The sequence below is a fragment of the Pseudomonas sp. MPDS genome, assembly GCF_013283895.1.
GTDB lineage: Bacteria > Pseudomonadota > Gammaproteobacteria > Pseudomonadales > Pseudomonadaceae > Aquipseudomonas > Aquipseudomonas rhizophila.
The window spans coordinates 682,106-701,157 of the sequence record NZ_CP054128.1; the positions used below are offsets into that span (position 1 = coordinate 682,106).

Genomic DNA, 19,052 nt, shown 5'->3' on the forward strand with positions numbered 1-19,052 from the left:
ATGTGGGAGCGAGCCTGCTCGCGATAGCGTCCTCTCGACAACAGAAATACCCAAGCGAGGCGCGACCCCGTGAACTCAATCCTCCATTCCCCGTCTCATAGGAGGAATTAAGTCCCGACTCGCGCTAAACTGCGCAGGTTTTTCCGCCCCCTATTCTTCGGAGCCGTCCATGTCCCGCGTTACCTTGAGTCGCTATTTGATTGAGCAGACCCGCAGCAACAACACCCCTGCCGATCTGCGCTTTTTGATCGAAGTGGTGGCGCGTGCATGCAAGGAGATCAGCCACGCCGTATCCAAAGGCGCCCTGGGTGGTGTCCTGGGCAGCATGGGCACCGAAAACGTGCAGGGTGAAGTGCAGAAGAAGCTCGACGTGCTCTCTAACGAAATCCTGCTCGAAGCCAACGAATGGGGCGGCCACCTGGCCGGCATGGCGTCCGAGGAAATGGACAACGCCTACCAGATCCCAGGCAAATACCCCAAGGGTGCCTACCTGCTGGTGTTCGACCCACTGGACGGTTCGTCGAACATCGATATCAACGCGCCAGTGGGCACCATCTTCTCGGTACTGCGTTGCCCGAACGAATACCTGAGCCAGAATGAAGCCTTGAATGAAAAGGCGTTCCTGCAGCCAGGCACCGAACAAGTCGCCGCCGGTTATGCCATCTATGGCCCGCAGACCATGCTGGTGCTGACCCTGGGCGACGGCGTCAAGGGCTTCACGCTGGACCGTGAGATGGGCAGCTTCGTCCTGACCCACGAAGACATCACCATTCCTGAAACCACCCAGGAATTCGCCATCAACATGTCCAATCAGCGTCACTGGGAAGCCCCGGTACAACGCTACGTGGGCGAATTGCTGGCCGGTGAAGAAGGTCCGCTGAAAAAGAACTACAACATGCGCTGGGTCGCCGCGATGGTCGCGGACGTACACCGCATCCTGACCCGTGGCGGTCTGTTCATGTACCCGCGCGACAGCCGCGAGCCGTCCAAGCCGGGCAAACTGCGTCTGATGTACGAAGCCAACCCGATGTCGTTCCTGGTGGAACAGGCTGGCGGTGCGTCCACTGACGGTCACCAGCGTATTCTCGACATCCAGCCCGAAGGCCTGCACCAGCGTGTGGCGGTGTTCCTTGGCTCGAAGGAAGAGGTCGCCCGCGCCACGGCCTACCACAAGGAATAAATCATGGCCCCACCTTGGCAGCCGTTGCTCGATTGGTGGTTTGGCTCAGCCAGATCGCCGGACGAAATAGCCGCTGACAAGGGCAAGCTGTGGTTCGGCAAACGGCATGATCGCCAAGCGCAAGAGCGCTTCGGCGATCAGGTCGAGCAGGCACTGGCCGGCGGATTGACCGACTGGGCGCAACGCCCCGAAGGCTGGCTGGCTCTGGTGCTGCTGCTTGATCAGCTCCCGCGGATGATCTTTCGCGACTCTCCCAAGGCTTTTTCCGGTGACCTGCGTGCCCAAGCGCTGGTGGCCCAAGGCATGGCGGCGGGTTTCGACCGGCAACTCGAACCTATCCAGCGGGTGTTCATCTACCTGGTGCTCGAACATTGCGAAAACCTGGCGGTGCAGAATGAAGCGGTGTCCCGTTTCATCGAACTGACCCGCGAGCAGCCCGAGGCGGATCGGGCGGTGTTCGAAGACAACCTGGATTACGCCGAGCGGCATCAGAAGATCATTGCGCGGTTTGGACGTTTCCCCCATCGCAATGCGGTGTTGGGGCGTGAGTCCACGGCTGATGAAATCGAGTTTTTGAACAGGCCTGGGTCCAGGTTCTAGATTGCGTCGCGGCTACTATCGCCATCGCGAGCAGGCTCGCTCCCACAGTTGATCTTTGGTGATCGCGGATTTTGTGTCCGACAGAGATCGGTGTGGGAGCGAGCCTGCTCGCGATGGGCCCGCCCGGGCACTAGATTCGGAAACTACCCACCAACTGCTTCAACCGCGCCGCTTGCTGTTCAAGGTCGGCACAGGCCCGCAATGTCGCTTGCAGGTTTTCCACGCCTTCCTGGTTCAGCGTGTTGATTTCGGTGATGTCGACGTTGATCGATTCCACCACGGCGGTCTGCTCTTCTGTGGCGGTGGCCACGGACTGGTTCATGCCGTCGATTTCACCGATGCGCTGGGTCACGCTGCCCAGGCGTTCGCCGGCCTGGTTGGCGATGCCGACGCTGCTTTCGCTCTGGCGCTGGCTGTCGGTCATGGTCAGGACCGCTTCCCGGGCGCCGACTTGCAGCTCCTCGATCATCTTCTGCACCTGCTGCGCCGAATCCTGGGTGCGATGAGCCAGGTTGCGCACTTCATCGGCCACCACCGCGAAGCCGCGACCGGCTTCACCGGCCCGGGCGGCTTCGATGGCGGCGTTCAGGGCGAGCAGGTTGGTCTGCTGGGAAATGCTGGTAATCACCTCAAGGATCTGGCCGATGTTCACCGTATTGTTGTTCAGGGTTTCGATGTTGCCGCACGAATCGCTGATCTTGGCGGACAATTGCTGCATGGCGGTGATGGTTTTATCCACCACGTGTTGACCGTCTTCGGCCAGGCTGCGGGCATCGCTGGAATGTTGCGAGGCGAGGGCGGCGTTCTGGGCGATTTCCTGGGCGGCGGCACCGAGCTGGTTGATCGCCGCGGCCACGCTGCTGGTGCGTGAAGCCTGCTGATCGGAATTGACCATCGACGAGTTTGACGCGCTGACCACACGCAGCGCGACTTCGTTGACCAGACCGGTGGCCGAGGCCACTTCGCGGATCGACGTGTGAATACGCTCCACGAAACGGTTGAAGGACGTGCCCAGAGCGCCGAATTCGTCCTGGCCATGGATGGTCAGACGGCGTGTCAGGTCGCCTTCGCCTTCGGCGATGTCATGCATGGCGCGGCCCATGGTCAGCAGCGGTTGCATCAGCACGCGGATCAGCATGCCCAGCAGGGCAATGATGAATACCACGGCAATCACCATGGCGATCAGCGCCGAAGTACGGAACTCGCTGAGCATCGCCAGGGCAGTGTTCTTGTCGAGCACCAGCGCCACGTACCAGTCGGCCCCCGGTACGCCATTGACCCGCGTGAAGGAGAGGTATTGAGTCTTGCCGTCGAGCTCGACTTCTTTCATGCCTGGGCTGACGTGCAGTGCACCGTCAGGGTAGGCCTCGGCCAGGGTCTTGAGTACGCGCTTGCTGTCGGGGTGGATGAGGATCTTGCCGTCGGCGCTGACGATGAACGCATGGCCGTGGCCGCCGAAATTCAGCGAGTTGATGATGGCGCTGACGCTGGACAGGTCGATGTCCGCACCGGCCACGCCGATCATCTGGTTCTGATGTTGTACCGGGGTGGCGACGGTTATTACCAGTTTGCCCGACGAGGCGGCGATGTAGGGTTCGGTGACGATGGTTTGTTGGGCGCTGTTGGCGGCCTTGTACCAGCCACGGGCGCGGGGATCGTAGTCGGCCGCACGATTGCCGGCCGGTACCGAGAACATCACGCCGTCGGTGCCACCGAAATAGCTGAGCTGGAAGTTGCCGGTGTAGGCCGGTAGGCCCACGGCGCGCTTGAGACTATCGGCACTGCTGCCGTCCACGGCAATCTGCTGGGCCAACGATTGCAGCAATTGGGTGCGGCCTTCGACCCAGGTTTGAATGTTGCGGCTGGTCAGGCTGCCGAGCTCCTGCATGGAGGTCTCGGTGCTGGCTTGCAAGCCCTGGCGCTGACGGTAGTCGTTGAACAGGATGAAGCAAGCGAATGCAACGGCTACCACGAGCGCAGCAGCCAGCAGGATTTTGTGGCTGAATTTCATGTTTCTGGTCATTAAGAACGCTACCGCAGAGGAGCTGGTCAGGAAGGGGCGTCAATTTGCCATAACACCTGGCATCGCGCTGCTCTTTTTATCGGCTCCACAGCGCTTTGAATCAGGTGCGCGCAGGCTAAACCCGACGAAATACACGACGGCGTCACAAACGGGTTGATTCATCCATGAAACACCTGCCCAAAGCCCAACAAATACTGGGTCTGTCGGGGAACCAGATAGGGGTTTTCTCTTCTAAGGTTCTGGTTGGCACCCTGCCACCCCCTTCCGTTCCAGGAGTTACACCATGTCGCTGCGATCTATCGCCCTGTTGTCCTTGTGCGTCTTGTTGACGGCATGCAGCAAGGTCAACCAGGAAAACTATTCGAAACTGTCTGCCGGCATGCCCAAGGCCGAAGTCGAAGCGTTGTTGGGGAAACCGACCGATTGTTCGGGCGCGCTCGGCATGTCCAGTTGCACCTGGGGCGACCAGAAGAGCTTTATCAGCGTGCAGTACGCCGGTGACAAAGTGTTGATGTTTTCCGGCCAAGGCCTGAAGTAAACCGGGGCCACCGGCCCGCGGGAGAAAAATAATGATGCGGTTATTGTTAGTGCTTTTTGCCGGCCTGGTATTGGCTGGCTGTGCCACTTCTGGCGAAGACCCGTTGGCGCCAAAGACTGTCAACAGCGTCGACCTCAAGCGTTACCAAGGGACCTGGTACGAGTTGGCCCGTCTACCGATGTACTTCCAGCGCAACTGCGCGCAATCCGAAGCCCACTACACCCTCAAGCCTGACGGCAATGTGGATGTGTTCAACCGCTGCCTGACCTCGGACTGGCAGTGGGAAGAAGCCAGGGGCACTGCAACGCCTCAAGTGCCGGGCAAGACCGACAAGCTCTGGGTCGAGTTTGATAACTGGTTTTCGCGGATCGTGCCGGGTGTAGCGAAGGGGCAATACTGGGTCCTGTATGTCAGCGATGATTACAAGACCGCCATCGTCGGTGACCCGAGTCGTCGCTACATGTGGTTGCTGTCCCGAACCCCGACGGTCAATGGCGTTGTGCGCGAAGAACTGCTGAGCAAGGCGCGCCAGCAGGGTTACGACACAACACGGTTGATCTGGCGTGCCTCGGATCGGCAGATGGCCAAGACTTCGGATTGATAGTCACCGATCAAATGTGGGAGCGAGCCTGCTCGCGATGAGGTCGTCACATTCAACACAGATGTTGACTGATAGACCGCCATCGCGAGCAGGCTCGCTCCCACAGTTTTTGTGGTCAACCCAACAGTTCGCGCAAGACTTGAGTAAACGCCCGCGCACTGTCCTCCTCCCCGGCATGATGCCCGTCACGCACGACCCATTGCCCGCCAACCATCACATCCCGCACCTGACGATCTGCGCCGGCAAACAGCCAGCGATTGAGAATCCCATCGCCGTTGGCGCTGGCCAGGTACGGATCGTTGCCATCGAGCACCAGCCAGTCGGCGCGCTTGCCCACTTCGAGGGCGCCGACCGGTTGTCCCAACGCCTGGGCACCCCCTTGCAGCGCGGCATCGAACAAGGTGCGCCCGATCATCGGTTGATCGGTCCGATACAAGCGGTTGCGCCGTTGATCTCGCAGGCGCTGGCCGTATTCCAGCCAGCGCAGCTCTTCCACCACGCTCAACGACACATGGCTGTCGGAACCGATCCCAAGACGTCCGCCCTGGGCGAGGAAATCCACCGCCGGGAAAATCCCATCACCCAGGTTGGCTTCGGTGGTCAGGCACAGGCCGGCAATCGCTTGGCTCCTGGCCATGAGGCTGACTTCGTGAGCATTGGCGTGGGTGGCGTGGACCAGGCACCAGCGCTGATCCACCTCGGTGTTTTCGTACAGCCATTGCAGCGGTCGGGCGCCACTCCAGCTCAGGCAGTCGTCGACTTCCTTTTGCTGCTCGGCAATGTGGATGTGCACCGGGCAATGGCGGTCGCTGGCGGCCAGCACTTCCTGGATTTGCCCGGGGGTCACGGCGCGCAGCGAGTGGAAACACAAACCCAGCGCCTGGGCTGGTTGCCCGGCCAGGATCGGCTGCAAGCGTGACTGAAGTTTCAAGTAGTTTTCGGTGCTGTTGATGAATCGACGTTGCCCGTCATTGGGGGCCTGGCCACCGAAACCGGAATGGCTGTAGAGCACCGGCAGCAGGGTCAGGCCGATGCCGGCGGCGCTGGCGGCCTGGCTGATGCGCAGGGCCAGTTCCGCCGGGTCGGCGTAAGGCGTGCCGTCGGTGTCGTGGTGTACATAATGGAATTCGGCGACCGAGGTGTAACCGGCCTTGAGCATTTCGATGTACAGCTGTCGGGCGATGATGCCGAGCTGATCGGGGCTGATTTTTCCGACGAGGCTGTACATCAGGTCGCGCCAGGTCCAGAAACTGTCGTTGGGGTTGCCCGCCACTTCCGCCAGCCCGGCCATGGCCCGCTGGAAGGCGTGGGAGTGCAGGTTCGGCATGCCAGGCAACAGTGGCCCGCCCAGCCGTTCGGCGCCGTTTGCCTGGGAATCGGCCTGGATATGAGTCAAGACGCCGCTGGCGTCGACTTCAAAACGTACATCATGGGCCCATCCACTAGGCAGCAGCGCGCGTTCGGCAAAGAAGGCGGACATGGTTCAACCTCATCGTGCGTAATTTGTATATACATATACAGACGTTTGCCTGCCCGGTAAACTCCGGCAAGCTAGCACCCTTCTTTTGCAGAACAAGGAACCGCCGTGCCGACTCCGCCTGCCAAACCGCCGCTGGCCGCAAACATGGGCGACAGTCCGGCGCCCTTGTACGCCCGCGTCAAACAGATGATCACCCAGCAGATCGACAGTGGAAACTGGCCGCCGCATTACCGCGTGCCATCGGAAAGCGAACTGGTCAGCCAACTGGGTTTCAGCCGCATGACCATCAACCGTGCCCTGCGTGAGATGACCGCCGACGGCCTGTTGGTGCGCATGCAGGGCGTCGGCACCTTCGTGGCCGAGCCCAAGAGCCAGTCGGCGTTGTTCGAAGTGCATAACATTGCCGACGAGATCGCCTCCCGAGGCCATCGCCATACGTGCAAGGTCATCACACTGGAGGAAGAGGCCGCCGGTTCCGAGCGCGCCCTGGCCCTGGACATGCGCGAAGGCCAGAAGGTATTCCATTCGCTGATCGTTCATTTCGAAAACGACATCCCCGTGCAAATCGAGGACCGTTTCGTCAATGCCCTGGTGGCCCCGGACTACCTCAAGCAGGACTTCACCCTGCAAACGCCCTACGCCTACCTCAATCAGGTTGCGCCGCTGACCGAAGGCGAGCACGTGGTTGAAGCGATTCTCGCTGAGGCGAGCGAGTGCAAGCTGCTGCAGATCGAACGGGGCGAGCCATGCCTGTTGATTCGCCGCCGCACCTGGTCGGGGCGTCAGCCGGTAACCGCCGCGCGCCTGATTCACCCCGGTTCCCGTCATCGTCTGGAAGGACGCTTTCATAAATGATCAAGCAGATGAAAGTTCTGCGCGCCGCCGATTATCCACGCATGCCATGGAAAAACGGCGGCGGCAGCACCGAAGAAATTACCCGTGATGCGGGTACCGGCCTGGACGGTTTCGGCTGGCGCCTGTCGATTGCCGATATTGCTGAGTCGGGTGGCTTTTCCAGCTTCGCCGGTTACGAGCGGGTCATCAGTGTCTTGCAGGGTGACGGCATGACGCTGAACGTCGATGGTCAGGTTACGCGGGCTTTGCATCCGCTGGACCCTTTTGCATTCAACGGCGAGAGCCATGTGCACTGTACGTTGCTGGGCGGGCCGATTCGTGATTTCAACCTGATCTACGCGCCACTGCGTTACCGCGCGCGGTTGCAGTGGATGGGCGGCCAGCAGCGGTTTTTCAGTGAGGCGGGGACGGTGTTGGTGTTCAGTGCGGCTCCGACGCTGAGGGTCAAGATTGATACGGCTGTCGAGGCACTGGGGCTTTACGACTGCCTGCAACTGAGCGGTAACACCGGATTGCTGGAGATATCAACTGCTGGCCAGTGCTGTGTGATCGAGCTGACTGCTCACTGACCTCAGACGTGTAGGCCATTGTGGCGAGGGAGCTTGCTCCCGCTCGACTGCGCAGCAGTCGCAAAAAATATAGGGCTGCTTCGCACCCCAGCGGGAGCAAGCCCCCTCGCCACAAAAGCCTGATCGTTGTTCCTTCTACTCGCACCAACTTGTTACCGAATGCCCCAGCGTGGCGCAACGCCACGCTTTATTGGCCCTTCCTTCCAGTACCAAAAATCCCCTTCAGAAATTTCATTTTCCGCTAGAGCCCTTTAATTACGGGACTCACAACCATGCTCGTCGTTTTCCTTGGGCGCGCATTCATCAAGTTGGCCGCCTGATTGCATATGCTTGTACATACAAGTAAAGACGTATGCGTATGAGTCACCATTGCTCAACGTAACGTGCCTGGAAATCGCGCCCATTGCCTGGGCTGGTCTGGATTGATCGCTGAGGAGTTCTTGCTGTGACCGACGCTACCCGCAAACCCGAAAAATACCGTGACGTTGAAATCCGTGCCCCACGCGGTAACACCCTGACCGCCAAGAGCTGGCTGACCGAAGCGCCGCTGCGCATGTTGATGAACAACCTCGACCCCGAAGTGGCCGAGAACCCCAAGGAACTGGTGGTTTACGGTGGCATCGGCCGTGCGGCGCGTAACTGGGAGTGCTACGACAAGATCGTCGAAAGCCTGACCAACCTCAACGACGACGAAACCCTGCTGGTGCAATCCGGCAAGCCGGTGGGCGTGTTCAAAACCCACAGCAACGCTCCTCGCGTGTTGATCGCCAACTCCAACCTGGTGCCGCACTGGGCCAGTTGGGAACACTTCAACGAACTGGACGCCAAGGGCCTGGCCATGTACGGCCAGATGACCGCCGGCAGCTGGATCTACATCGGCAGCCAGGGCATCGTCCAAGGCACCTACGAGACCTTCGTCGAGGCCGGTCGCCAGCATTACGACGCCAACCTCAAGGGGCGCTGGGTCCTCACGGCCGGCCTGGGCGGCATGGGCGGTGCGCAGCCGTTGGCCGCGACCCTGGCCGGTGCTTGCTCGCTGAACATCGAATGCCAGCAGGTGAGCATCGATTTCCGCCTCAAGACTCGTTATGTCGACGAACAGGCCACTGATCTGGACGACGCCCTGGCCCGTATCGAGAAATACACCGCAGAAGGCAAGGCGATCTCCATCGCGCTCTGTGGCAACGCCGCCGAAATCCTGCCGGAAATGGTCCGTCGCGGTGTGCGCCCGGACATGGTCACCGACCAGACCAGCGCCCACGACCCGCTCAACGGTTACCTGCCGGCCGGCTGGACCTGGGACGAGTACCGCGCCCGCGCCAAGACTGAGCCTGCTGCCGTGGTCAAAGCGGCCAAACAATCGATGGCCGTCCACGTCAAAGCCATGCTGGCCTTCCAGAAAATAGGCGTGCCGACCTTCGACTACGGCAACAACATCCGTCAGATGGCCCAGGAAGAGGGCGTCGAAAATGCCTTCGATTTCCCAGGGTTCGTGCCGGCGTATATCCGTCCGCTGTTCTGCCGTGGCATCGGTCCGTTCCGCTGGGCTGCGCTGTCGGGCGACCCGCAGGACATCTACAAGACCGACGCCAAGGTCAAGGAACTGATCCCCGACGACGCCCATCTGCACAACTGGCTGGACATGGCCCGCGAGCGCATCAGCTTCCAGGGTCTGCCGGCGCGTATCTGCTGGGTCGGCCTGGGCCAGCGTGCCAAGCTGGGCCTGGCGTTCAACGAAATGGTGCGCAGCGGCGAATTGTCGGCCCCTATCGTGATCGGCCGCGACCACCTGGACTCCGGTTCCGTGGCCAGCCCCAACCGCGAAACCGAAGCCATGCAGGACGGTTCCGATGCCGTGTCCGATTGGCCGTTGCTCAACGCCTTGCTCAACACCGCCAGCGGCGCGACCTGGGTGTCGCTGCACCATGGCGGCGGCGTCGGCATGGGCTTCTCCCAGCATTCGGGCATGGTCATTGTCTGCGACGGCACCGACGAAGCGGCCGAGCGAATTGCCCGCGTGCTGCACAACGATCCGGGTACTGGGGTGATGCGCCATGCTGATGCTGGCTACCAGATCGCGATTGATTGCGCCAAGGAACAGGGGCTGAACCTGCCGATGATCACCGGCAAGTAACCCCGGAGCCCATGTGGGAGCGAGCTTGCTCGCGATGTGGCCGGCACATTCAACACTTGTGTTGGCTGATAGGCCGCCATCGCGAGCAGGCTCGCTCCCACAAAAAAGCAACGCTCGAACTAGGACAATCCACAGAGGTTGAACCATGGCCGTCACCCGCACACGCGCAAGCAGCAAGCCGTTGATCGAGAGGCGTTCGATCGACTACATACCGGAAGCGGAGAGACACGGCCGATTGTTGAGCCAGTTCACCCTCTGGATGGGTGCCAACCTGCAAATCACTGCCATTGTCACCGGCGCATTGGCGGTGGTGCTGGGTGGTGATGTGTTCTGGTCGTTGATCGGTTTGCTGATCGGCCAACTGCTCGGCGGTGGCGTCATGGCGTTGCATGCCGCGCAAGGGCCCAAGCTTGGCCTGCCGCAGATGATCTCCAGCCGGGTGCAGTTCGGTGTGTACGGCGCGGCCATCCCGATCGTGCTGGTGTGCCTGATGTACCTGGGTTTCACCGCAACCGGAACCGTGCTTTCCGGCCAGGCGCTGGGCCAGTTGTTTGGTGTCAGCGACAGTGTCGGCATCCTCATTTTCGCCAGTACCATCGTGCTGGTCACGGTGCTCGGTTATCGGGTGATTCACTTCATTGGCCGTGTCGCCAGCGTCATTGGTGTGATCGCCTTTGTTTACCTGTTCGCTCGCCTGATGAGCCAGACGGACGTTGGCGCACTCCTGCAAATCCGCCATTTCAGCTGGAGCAGTTTCCTGCTTGCGGTGTCGCTCGCGGCTTCCTGGCAGATCGCCTTCGGCCCCTACGTGGCGGACTATTCGCGTTACCTGCCGAGCAAGACTTCCTCGGTGAAAACCTTTTTTGCCGCAGGCGCAGGTTCAGTCATCGGCGCGCAGGTGGCGATGATCCTTGGCGTGTTTGCCGCCGCCTCGGCCAATGGGCAGTTCGCGGGTCACGAAGTGGCCTACATCGTTGGCCTGGGTGGTACCGGTGCCACCGCTGCGCTGCTGTACTTCAGCATCGCTTTTGGCAAGGTCACTATCTCCACGCTGAACTCCTACGGCAGCTTCATGTGCATTGCGACCATCATCAGTGGTTTTCGGGGTCACCTGAACGTCACGCGCTTGCAGCGTCTAGGCTTCGTGCTGGTCATCGTCGGCGCGGCGACCCTGATCGCGCTGCTCGGTCAGCACTCGTTCCTCGGTGCGTTCAAGTCTTTCATCCTGTTCTTGCTGGCGTTCTTTACGCCTTGGAGCGCGATCAATCTGGTGGACTACTACTGCATCACTCGCGAGCGCTATGACGTGCCGGCGCTGGCCGACCCGAACGGTCGCTACGGTCGTTGGAATGCCCTTGGTATCAGCGTCTATGTCTTCGGTGTACTGGTTCAACTGCCGTTCATCGCCACCAAGTTCTATACCGGTCCGCTGGTGGAAGCGATGGGGGGTGTGGATATTTCCTGGATCATCGGCCTGGTGGTTCCGGCGGTGTTGTATTACCTCGCCGCCAGGAAGTGGCACAGCGCTGTACCCGATCAATTGATCCTGCCGGTCGAGCAGGACGCGGTTGACGCACAACCGAGCAGGGCGGGTCGCATCCAAGCGGCCTGATGGGATGTTGACAGGGCTGGATGCCTCTTGACTGCCGTAAGCCAATTCACTGATTAGGAGCGTCACATAATGAAATCGAACAAGACCCTGCTGACCACATTGCTTTGCATGGGCCTGCTGGCCAGTGCCGGCGCCACGCAAGCGGCGGGTTGGTGCGAGTCGGGCAAGCCGGTGAAATTCGCCGGTCTGAACTGGGAAAGCGGCATGTTGCTGACCGACGTCATGCAAGTGGTGCTGGAAAAAGGCTACGGCTGCAAGACCGACAGTTTGCCAGGCAACTCCATCACCATGGAGAACGCCTTGAGCAGCAACGACATTCAGGTGTTCGCCGAAGAATGGGTCGGTCGCAGTGAAGTCTGGAACAAGGCCGAGAAGGCCGGCAAGGTCGTCGGCGTCGGCGCCCCGGTCGTAGGCGCCATCGAAGGCTGGTACGTGCCGCGCTATGTGATCGAGGGTGACGCCAAGCGTAAGCTTGAAGCCAAGGCGCCGGGCCTGAAGAACATCGCCGACCTGGGCCAGTACGCCGCTGTGTTCAAGGACCAGGAAGAGCCATCCAAGGGCCGCTTCTATAACTGCCCGGCCGGCTGGACCTGTGAGCTGGACAACAGCGAAATGCTGAAAAGCTATGGCCTGGAAAAAACCTACACCAACTTCCGCCCCGGCACCGGTCCGGCCCTGGATGCGGCGGTGCTGTCGAGCTACAAGCGCGGCGAGCCGATCCTGTTCTACTACTGGTCGCCAACCCCGCTCATGGGTCAGGTGGACCTGGTGAAACTGGAAGAAAAACCGGGCGTGGACAAAAGCGTGACCATCAAGGTCGGCCTGTCCAAGACCTTCCACGACGAAGCGCCTGAACTGGTGGCGGTGCTGGAAAAGGTCAATCTGCCCATCGATATCCTGAACCAGAACCTCGGGCGCATGGCCAAGGAGCGGATCGAGTCGCCGAAACTGGCGAAGATCTTCCTGAAGGAACATCCTGAAGTCTGGCACGCCTGGGTCAGTGAAGACGCGGCCAAGAAAATCGACGCGGCTCTGTAGGTCGAATACACCCGGCCAACCCTAGGGCTGGCCGGGACGTTCACTGCATCCACTTGATCGAGAGTCTCTTATGTTTCCCGAAAGCTTTACCTTCTCCATCGCCGACTGGGTCAACAGTTGGGTCGACTCCCTGGTGACCAACTACGGCGATGTGTTCCGGCACATTTCCGACACCTTGCTGTGGGCCATCGTCAACCTCGAAGGCCTGCTGCGCATGGCACCCTGGTGGTTGATGCTGGCCATCGTCGGCGGCATAGCCTGGCACGCCACCCGCAAGGTCGCGACTACGGCGGTGATTGTCGGCCTGCTGTTCCTGGTGGGCGCGGTGGGCCTGTGGGACAAACTGATGCAGACCCTCGCCCTGATGCTGGTGGCGACATTTATTTCGGTGTTGATCGGCATTCCGCTGGGCATCCTCTCGGCCCGCAGCAATCGCCTGCGTTCGGTGTTGATGCCGTTGTTGGACATCATGCAGACCATGCCGAGCTTCGTGTACCTGATTCCGGTATTGATGCTGTTTGGCCTGGGCAAGGTCCCGGCGATTTTCGCCACGGTGATCTACGCCGCGCCGCCATTGATTCGTCTGACCGACCTGGGCATTCGCCAGGTGGACGGCGAAGTGATGGAAGCCATCAATGCGTTCGGCGCCAACCGTTGGCAACAGCTGTTCGGCGTGCAACTGCCCCTGGCCCTGCCAAGCATCATGGCCGGGATCAACCAGACCACCATGATGGCCCTGTCCATGGTCGTCATCGCTTCGATGATCGGCGCCCGTGGCCTGGGCGAAGATGTGCTGGTGGGCATCCAGACCCTCAACGTCGGACGCGGCCTGGAAGCCGGGCTGGCGATCGTGATTCTCGCCGTGGTCATCGACCGCATTACCCAGGCCTATGGTCGTCCTCGGCATGAGGTGAGCAAATGAACAACGCAGCCATCAGCAAGATCGAAGTCAAGAACGTCTTCAAGATTTTCGGCAATCGCTCCAAGGAGGCTTTGGAGCTGATCCGCCAGAACAAGACCAAGGACCAGGTACTGGCCGAAACCGGTTGCGTGGTCGGTGTGAACGACTTGTCGTTGAGCATTGGCACCGGTGAGATCTTCGTGATCATGGGGCTTTCCGGCTCCGGCAAGTCCACTTTAGTGCGCCACTTCAACCGGCTGATCGATCCTACCAGCGGCGCGATCCTGGTGGACGGCGAAGACATTCTGCAACTGGACATGGAAGCCCTGCGCGAATTTCGCCGGCACAAGATCAGCATGGTGTTCCAGAGCTTCGGCCTGTTGCCCCACAAGAGCGTGCTGGACAACGTCGCCTATGGCTTGAAAGTGCGTGGCGAGAGCAAGCAGGTCTGCACTGAGCGTGCGCTGCACTGGATCAACACCGTGGGCCTGAAGGGCTACGAGAACAAATATCCGCACCAGCTCTCCGGCGGCATGCGCCAGCGCGTGGGCCTGGCCCGTGCCTTGGCGGCGGATACCGACATCATCCTGATGGACGAAGCGTTCAGCGCCCTCGACCCGCTGATCCGCGCGGAAATGCAGGACCAGTTGCTGGAACTGCAAAAGACCCTGCACAAGACCATCGTGTTCATCACCCACGACCTCGACGAAGCCGTGCGCATCGGCAACCGCATCGCGATTCTCAAGGATGGCAAGCTGATCCAGGTCGGCACACCCCGAGAGATCCTGCACTCGCCGGCGGATGAGTATGTTGATCGGTTTGTGCAGCGCAGGGCTGCGGTGGTTTGAGGGATTTGTGGTGGCTGGGCTGCTCCCATCGCGAGCAGGCTCGCTCCCACAATGGGGTCTTTTTTGTTCACCCCATTTTGTGTCCAAAGCAAATCCCTGTGGGAGCGAGCCTGCTCGCGATGGCGCCGGTAAAGCTGCATCAATGTTCAGGTTATAGGCATGAGGTTGAAGATGTCCCAGGCTGAAAAAATCGTAATCGCCGACGCGCCGTTGCGTTGGCAGGATGTGGTCGCGGTCGCCCGCTTCGGTGCCGAGCTTGAGCTGTCGGCCCAGGCCTGGGCGCGGATCGACAATGCCCAGGCCATCGTCCAGCGCATCGTCGAAAGCGGCGAGCGCGCTTATGGCGTCAACACCGGCCTGGGTGCCCTGTGCAATGTCTCGCTCAAGGACGAACAGCTCAGCCAATTGTCGCGCAACACACTGCTCAGCCATGCCTGTGGCGTTGGCGCGCCGCTGGCCGATGAACAGACCCGGGCGATTGTCTGCGCGGCCATCCTCAACTACAGCCAGGGCAAGTCCGGCATTCATCGCCGGGTGGTCGAAGCCCTGCTGGCGCTGCTCAATCGCGGCATCACCCCGCAAGTGCCGTCCCAGGGTTCGGTGGGCTACCTGACCCACATGGCCCATATCAGCATCGCGTTGTTGGGCGTTGGCAATGTCAGCTATCGCGGGCAAATCGTCTCGGCGCAACAGGCTCTGGCCGCAGAGGGCTTGCAACCGGTGCAACTGGGGGCCAAGGACGGTTTGTGCCTGGTCAACGGCACGCCGTGCATGACCGGCCTCAGTTGCCTGGCCCTGGCCGATGCGACGCGGCTGCTGCAATGGGCCGACGTGATCGGCGCCATGAGCTTCGAGGCCCAGCGCGGGCAGATCGCGGCGTTCGATGCCCAGATCATCGCCCTCAAGCCGCACCCTGGCATGCAACAGGTCGGCGTCAACTTGCGGGCACTGCTGGACGGCAGCGAAGTCATCGCTTCGAGCCTGGGCATTCGCACCCAGGATGCGTTGAGCATCCGCTCGATTCCTCAGGTCCACGGTGCCGCTCGCGACCAACTGGCCCATGCCCGGCAACAGATCGAAACCGAACTCAACGCCAGCACCGATAACCCGCTGTTGTTGGGCACGCCCGAGAGCTTCCGGGTCATGTCCCAGGCCAACCCCCACGGTCAGTCGGTGGCTTTGGCGGCGGATCTGCTGGCGATTGCCATGGCCGAAATCGGCTCCATCGCCGAACGTCGTCTCGACCGTTTGATCAACCCCCACGTCAGCGGCCTGCCGGCCTTTCTGGTGGCCAACCCCGGGGTAAATTCGGGGATGATGATCGTGCAATACGTCGCCGCGTCGCTGTGTGCGGAAAATCGCCAGCTGGCCCAGCCGGCGGTGCTCGACAACTTTGTCACCTCGGGCTTGCAGGAAGATCACCTGAGCATGGGCACCAACGCCGCCCTGAAGCTGCACCGGGCGTTGGAAAACTGCACGCAGATCCTCGCCATCGAATACCTGCTGGCCGCCCAGGCTTTTGAGTTTCTCAAGACGCAACGCTTCGGTGCCGGCACTGACGTTGCCTGGAAACTGCTGCGTGAGCATGTGCCGGCCTACGACCAGGACCGCTGGCTGGCGCCGGACATCGCCAGCGCTGCCGCGCTGCTTAAAGATCCAGCCGTGTTGCACAACGCCTTACCGAATTTGAATTGATCAAAAAACCGCCAGCGTGCCAAGGCATCCACCGCCCAAAAGGCGAGGGTGACGGATAACGGAACATTCCGGAGCGACTGGCGGGTGAAAACAAAACTCTCAAAAGGAGCAATACATGACTGCCTTAAACCTGATTCCCGGCCAATTGAGCCTGGCTCAATTGCGTGACATTTATCAGCAACCCGTGACCCTGAGCCTCGACGCCAGCGCGTCGGCGCAGATCGAAGCCAGCGTCGCCTGCGTGGAGCAGATTCTCGCCGAGAATCGCACGGCCTACGGCATCAACACCGGTTTTGGTTTGCTGGCCTCGACCCGCATCGCCAGTGAAGACCTGGAAAACCTGCAACGCTCTCTGGTGCTGTCCCATGCCGCTGGCGTGGGCGAGCCGATCAGCGATGCGCTGGTGCGCTTGGTCATGGTGCTCAAGGTCAATAGTCTGAGCCGGGGTTTTTCCGGCATCCGTCGGCAGGTGATCGATGCGCTGATTGCGCTGATCAATGCCGAGGTCTATCCACACATTCCGTTGAAAGGCTCGGTCGGCGCTTCGGGTGATCTGGCGCCGCTGGCCCACATGTCCCTGGTGCTGTTGGGCGAAGGCAAGGCCCGTTACAAAGGTGAATGGTTGCCGGCTGTCGAAGCGCTGAAAGTGGCCGGCCTTGCGCCGCTGACCCTGGCTGCAAAAGAAGGACTGGCGCTGCTCAACGGCACCCAGGTGTCCACGGCGTTTGCCTTGCGTGGCCTGTTCGAAGGCGAAGACCTGTTCGCCGGCGCCCTGGCTCTGGGCAGCTTGACGGTAGAAGCGGTGCTCGGTTCGCGTTCGCCATTCGATGCGCGTATTCACGCCGCGCGCGGCCAGAAAGGCCAGATCGATGCCGCCGCTGCTTATCGCGATCTGCTGGGCGAGCGCAGCGAAGTCTCCGCTTCCCACCAGAATTGCGACAAGGTCCAGGACCCGTATTCCCTGCGCTGCCAGCCACAAGTGATGGGCGCCTGTCTGACCCAGTTCCGCCAGGCCGCCGAGGTGCTGGTGATCGAAGCCAACGCCGTGTCGGATAACCCGCTGGTGTTCGCCGCCGAGGGCGACGTGATTTCCGGTGGCAACTTCCACGCCGAGCCGGTGGCAATGGCCGCTGACAACATGGCCCTGGCAATCGCCGAAATCGGTTCGCTGAGTGAGCGGCGTATTTCGCTGATGATGGACAAGCACATGTCGCAACTACCGCCGTTTCTGGTGGCCAATGGCGGGGTGAACTCCGGCTTCATGATCGCCCAGGTCACCGCTGCTGCCCTGGCCAGTGAAAACAAGGCGCTGTCCCATCCGCATTCGGTGGACAGCCTGCCGACTTCGGCCAACCAGGAAGACCATGTGTCCATGGCCCCCGCCGCCGGTAAGCGGCTGTGGGAAATGGCCGAGAACACCCGGGGGATTCTGGCGGTGGAATGGCTGGCGGCGTGCCAGGGGCTGGATCTGCGCGGCGGTTTGAAGACCTCTGCCAAGCTGGAGCAGGCCCGCGCCCTCTTGCGCGCAGAAGTGCCGTTCTATGAGAAAGACCGGTTCTTCGCGCCGGACATCAATGCGGCGAGCGAGTTGTTGGCCAGTCGTTGCCTGAATGAACTGGTCACGGCGCAGTTGTTGCCGAGCCTGTAAGGACCTCATCGCGAGCAAGCTCGCTCCCACAGGGGGTGGTGTAGAGCCCCGGTACACCAGAAGTCCTTGTGGGAGCGAGCCTGCTCGCGATTCGATCTTCAATAATTCGAGGAAACCGGGATGAAAACCCTCTGGCAAAACTGCCACGCCGCCACCATGGCCCAGGGCGTCTACTCGATCATCGAAGACGCCGCCATCGTCACCCACGGCGAGCTGATTCAATGGATCGGCCCGCGCGCCGAGCTGCCGGTCGGTGACTATCCGGCCGTCAACGACCTCAAGGGCGCCTGGGTCACTCCTGGGCTGATCGACTGTCACACCCACACGGTGTTCGGCGGCAACCGCAGCGGTGAATTCGAACAGCGCCTGCAGGGCGTCAGCTACGCCGAGATCGCAGCGGCCGGCGGGGGCATCGCCAGCACCGTGCGCGCTACCCGGGCCGCCAGCGAAGATGAACTGTTCAACAGCGCCGCCAAACGCCTGAAAAGCCTGATGCGCGATGGCGTGACCACGGTGGAAATCAAATCCGGCTACGGCCTTGACCTGGCCAGCGAACGCAAGATCCTGCGGGTCATCCGTCGCCTGGGTGAACAGCTGCCGGTCAGCGTGCGCAGCACCTGCCTGGCGGCCCACGCCTTGCCACCGGAATACGCTGATCGCGCCGATGACTACATCGAGCACATTTGCACCGAAATGCTCCCGGCCCTCGCCGCCGAAGGGTTGGTGGATGCGGTGGATGCATTTTGCGAGTACCTGGCGTTTTCCCCGGCGCAGGTCGAACGGGTGTTTATCACCGCCCAACAACTGGGCCTGCCGGTGAAGCTGCACGCTGAACAATTGTCGTCGCTGCACGGTTCAAGCCTGGCGGCCCGTTATCAGGCGCTGTCGGCCGATCATCTGGAATTCATGACCGAGGACGACGCCAGGGCCATGGCCGAATCCGGCACGGTGGCGGTGCTGCTGCCGGGGGCATTTTATTTCCTGCGCGAAACCCAGCTGCCGCCCATGGATGCCCTGCGCAAGCACGGCGTGAAGATCGCCGTGGCCAGCGACCTCAACCCCGGTACATCGCCGGCGCTGTCGTTGCGCTTGATGTTGAACATGGCCTGCACCTGCTTTCGCATGACCCCTGAGGAGGCCCTGGCGGGGGCGACGATTCATGCGGCCCAGGCCTTGGGCATGGCTGCCACTCACGGTTCGCTGGAAGTCGGCAAAGTCGCGGACTTTGTCGCCTGGCACATCGACCGCCCGGCCGACCTGTCGTACTGGCTGGGTGGCGATCTGGATAAACGCGTCGTGCGTCACGGCGTGGAAATCGATTAAGGAGAAC

The 19,052-nt window shown here is 61.2% G+C and carries 16 protein-coding genes; 14 read left to right on the forward strand and 2 right to left on the reverse strand.

Annotated features, from left to right (window positions below):
- The first annotated feature begins 169 nt into the window (after positions 1 to 169).
- Positions 170 to 1,180, forward strand: a complete 1,011-nt coding sequence (locus HQ912_RS02920; protein ID WP_047226923.1) for a class 1 fructose-bisphosphatase — start codon at positions 170 to 172, stop codon at positions 1,178 to 1,180.
- Positions 1,181 to 1,183: 3 nt separating this feature from the next.
- Positions 1,184 to 1,780, forward strand: a complete 597-nt coding sequence (locus tag HQ912_RS02925) for a DUF924 family protein (protein ID WP_173406456.1) — start codon at positions 1,184 to 1,186, stop codon at positions 1,778 to 1,780.
- A gap of 130 nt (positions 1,781 to 1,910) precedes the next feature.
- On the opposite strand, the gene HQ912_RS02930 is transcribed toward HQ912_RS02925, so the two are convergent.
- A complete protein-coding gene (locus HQ912_RS02930) occupies positions 1,911 to 3,803 on the reverse strand; it encodes a methyl-accepting chemotaxis protein (protein WP_197685214.1) in 1,893 nt (630 codons plus the stop codon).
- A gap of 283 nt (positions 3,804 to 4,086) precedes the next feature.
- On the opposite strand from HQ912_RS02930, the gene HQ912_RS02935 reads away from it, so the two are divergent.
- Positions 4,087 to 4,341 (forward strand): lipoprotein, encoded by a 255-nt coding sequence (locus HQ912_RS02935; RefSeq protein ID WP_047226926.1) that lies wholly within the window; start codon positions 4,087 to 4,089, stop codon positions 4,339 to 4,341.
- Positions 4,342 to 4,372: 31 nt separating this feature from the next.
- Entirely contained in the window at positions 4,373 to 4,942 is a 570-nt protein-coding gene (locus HQ912_RS02940) for a lipocalin family protein (RefSeq protein ID WP_047226927.1), read from the forward strand.
- 115 nt (positions 4,943 to 5,057) lie between these two features.
- On the opposite strand, the gene HQ912_RS02945 is transcribed toward HQ912_RS02940, so the two are convergent.
- Complete coding sequence (locus HQ912_RS02945; RefSeq protein ID WP_047226928.1) at positions 5,058 to 6,422, reverse strand: formimidoylglutamate deiminase; 1,365 nt, start codon at positions 6,420 to 6,422, stop codon at positions 5,058 to 5,060.
- Between the two features lie 144 nt (positions 6,423 to 6,566).
- Here HQ912_RS02945 and hutC point away from each other — a divergent pair, with 144 nt between their 5' ends.
- From hutC to hutI, 10 genes are all read left to right on the forward strand, one after another.
- Complete coding sequence (gene hutC / locus HQ912_RS02950) at positions 6,567 to 7,277, forward strand: histidine utilization repressor (RefSeq protein WP_171061303.1); 711 nt, start codon at positions 6,567 to 6,569, stop codon at positions 7,275 to 7,277.
- The gene (locus HQ912_RS02955) at positions 7,277 to 7,846 is read left to right on the forward strand and encodes a HutD family protein (protein WP_107323306.1); all 570 of its coding nucleotides are present in this window, start codon (positions 7,277 to 7,279) and stop codon (positions 7,844 to 7,846) included. Before hutC ends, HQ912_RS02955 begins: the two co-directional genes overlap by 1 nt.
- Positions 7,847 to 8,291: 445 nt before the next feature.
- Positions 8,292 to 9,980 (forward strand): urocanate hydratase, encoded by a 1,689-nt coding sequence (gene hutU / locus HQ912_RS02960; RefSeq protein ID WP_173406457.1) that lies wholly within the window; start codon positions 8,292 to 8,294, stop codon positions 9,978 to 9,980.
- A gap of 145 nt (positions 9,981 to 10,125) precedes the next feature.
- The gene (locus tag HQ912_RS02965) at positions 10,126 to 11,592 is read left to right on the forward strand and encodes a purine-cytosine permease family protein (RefSeq protein ID WP_076383360.1); all 1,467 of its coding nucleotides are present in this window, start codon (positions 10,126 to 10,128) and stop codon (positions 11,590 to 11,592) included.
- Between the two features lie 69 nt (positions 11,593 to 11,661).
- Positions 11,662 to 12,630, forward strand: a complete 969-nt coding sequence (locus tag HQ912_RS02970) for an ABC transporter substrate-binding protein (RefSeq protein ID WP_047226933.1) — start codon at positions 11,662 to 11,664, stop codon at positions 12,628 to 12,630.
- Between the two features lie 70 nt (positions 12,631 to 12,700).
- Positions 12,701 to 13,552, forward strand: a complete 852-nt coding sequence (locus HQ912_RS02975; RefSeq protein WP_047226934.1) for an ABC transporter permease — start codon at positions 12,701 to 12,703, stop codon at positions 13,550 to 13,552.
- The gene (locus HQ912_RS02980; protein ID WP_052915294.1) at positions 13,549 to 14,379 is read left to right on the forward strand and encodes a glycine betaine/L-proline ABC transporter ATP-binding protein; all 831 of its coding nucleotides are present in this window, start codon (positions 13,549 to 13,551) and stop codon (positions 14,377 to 14,379) included. Before HQ912_RS02975 ends, HQ912_RS02980 begins: the two co-directional genes overlap by 4 nt.
- Before the next feature lie 171 nt (positions 14,380 to 14,550).
- Positions 14,551 to 16,074 carry a histidine ammonia-lyase gene (gene hutH, locus HQ912_RS02985; protein WP_076383361.1) on the forward strand — a complete coding sequence of 508 codons (1,524 nt, stop codon included), beginning with the start codon at positions 14,551 to 14,553 and terminating at the stop codon, positions 16,072 to 16,074.
- Between the two features lie 115 nt (positions 16,075 to 16,189).
- Positions 16,190 to 17,722, forward strand: coding sequence for a histidine ammonia-lyase (gene hutH / locus HQ912_RS02990; RefSeq protein WP_047226936.1), 1,533 nt, complete (start codon positions 16,190 to 16,192; stop codon positions 17,720 to 17,722).
- 120 nt (positions 17,723 to 17,842) lie between these two features.
- Positions 17,843 to 19,045, forward strand: coding sequence for an imidazolonepropionase (gene hutI / locus HQ912_RS02995; RefSeq protein ID WP_173406458.1), 1,203 nt, complete (start codon positions 17,843 to 17,845; stop codon positions 19,043 to 19,045).
- The last annotated feature ends 7 nt before the right edge of the window (positions 19,046 to 19,052 follow it).

Bases quoted from the DNA above. Each gene is read 5' to 3' on its own strand.
- HQ912_RS02920 (WP_047226923.1), top strand. From the start codon at position 170: ATGTCCCGCGTTACCTTGAGTCGCTATTTGATTGAGCAGACCCGCAGC.
- HQ912_RS02925 (WP_173406456.1), top strand. From the start codon at position 1,184: ATGGCCCCACCTTGGCAGCCGTTGCTCGATTGGTGGTTTGGCTCAGCC.
- HQ912_RS02930 (WP_197685214.1), bottom strand. From the start codon at position 3,803: ATGACCAGAAACATGAAATTCAGCCACAAAATCCTGCTGGCTGCTGCG.
- HQ912_RS02935 (WP_047226926.1), top strand. From the start codon at position 4,087: ATGTCGCTGCGATCTATCGCCCTGTTGTCCTTGTGCGTCTTGTTGACG.
- HQ912_RS02940 (WP_047226927.1), top strand. From the start codon at position 4,373: ATGATGCGGTTATTGTTAGTGCTTTTTGCCGGCCTGGTATTGGCTGGC.
- HQ912_RS02945 (WP_047226928.1), bottom strand. From the start codon at position 6,422: ATGTCCGCCTTCTTTGCCGAACGCGCGCTGCTGCCTAGTGGATGGGCC.
- hutC (WP_171061303.1), top strand. From the start codon at position 6,567: ATGGGCGACAGTCCGGCGCCCTTGTACGCCCGCGTCAAACAGATGATC.
- HQ912_RS02965 (WP_076383360.1), top strand. From the start codon at position 10,126: ATGGCCGTCACCCGCACACGCGCAAGCAGCAAGCCGTTGATCGAGAGG.
- HQ912_RS02970 (WP_047226933.1), top strand. From the start codon at position 11,662: ATGAAATCGAACAAGACCCTGCTGACCACATTGCTTTGCATGGGCCTG.
- HQ912_RS02975 (WP_047226934.1), top strand. From the start codon at position 12,701: ATGTTTCCCGAAAGCTTTACCTTCTCCATCGCCGACTGGGTCAACAGT.
- HQ912_RS02980 (WP_052915294.1), top strand. From the start codon at position 13,549: ATGAACAACGCAGCCATCAGCAAGATCGAAGTCAAGAACGTCTTCAAG.
- hutH (WP_076383361.1), top strand. From the start codon at position 14,551: ATGTCCCAGGCTGAAAAAATCGTAATCGCCGACGCGCCGTTGCGTTGG.
- hutH (WP_047226936.1), top strand. From the start codon at position 16,190: ATGACTGCCTTAAACCTGATTCCCGGCCAATTGAGCCTGGCTCAATTG.
- hutI (WP_173406458.1), top strand. From the start codon at position 17,843: ATGAAAACCCTCTGGCAAAACTGCCACGCCGCCACCATGGCCCAGGGC.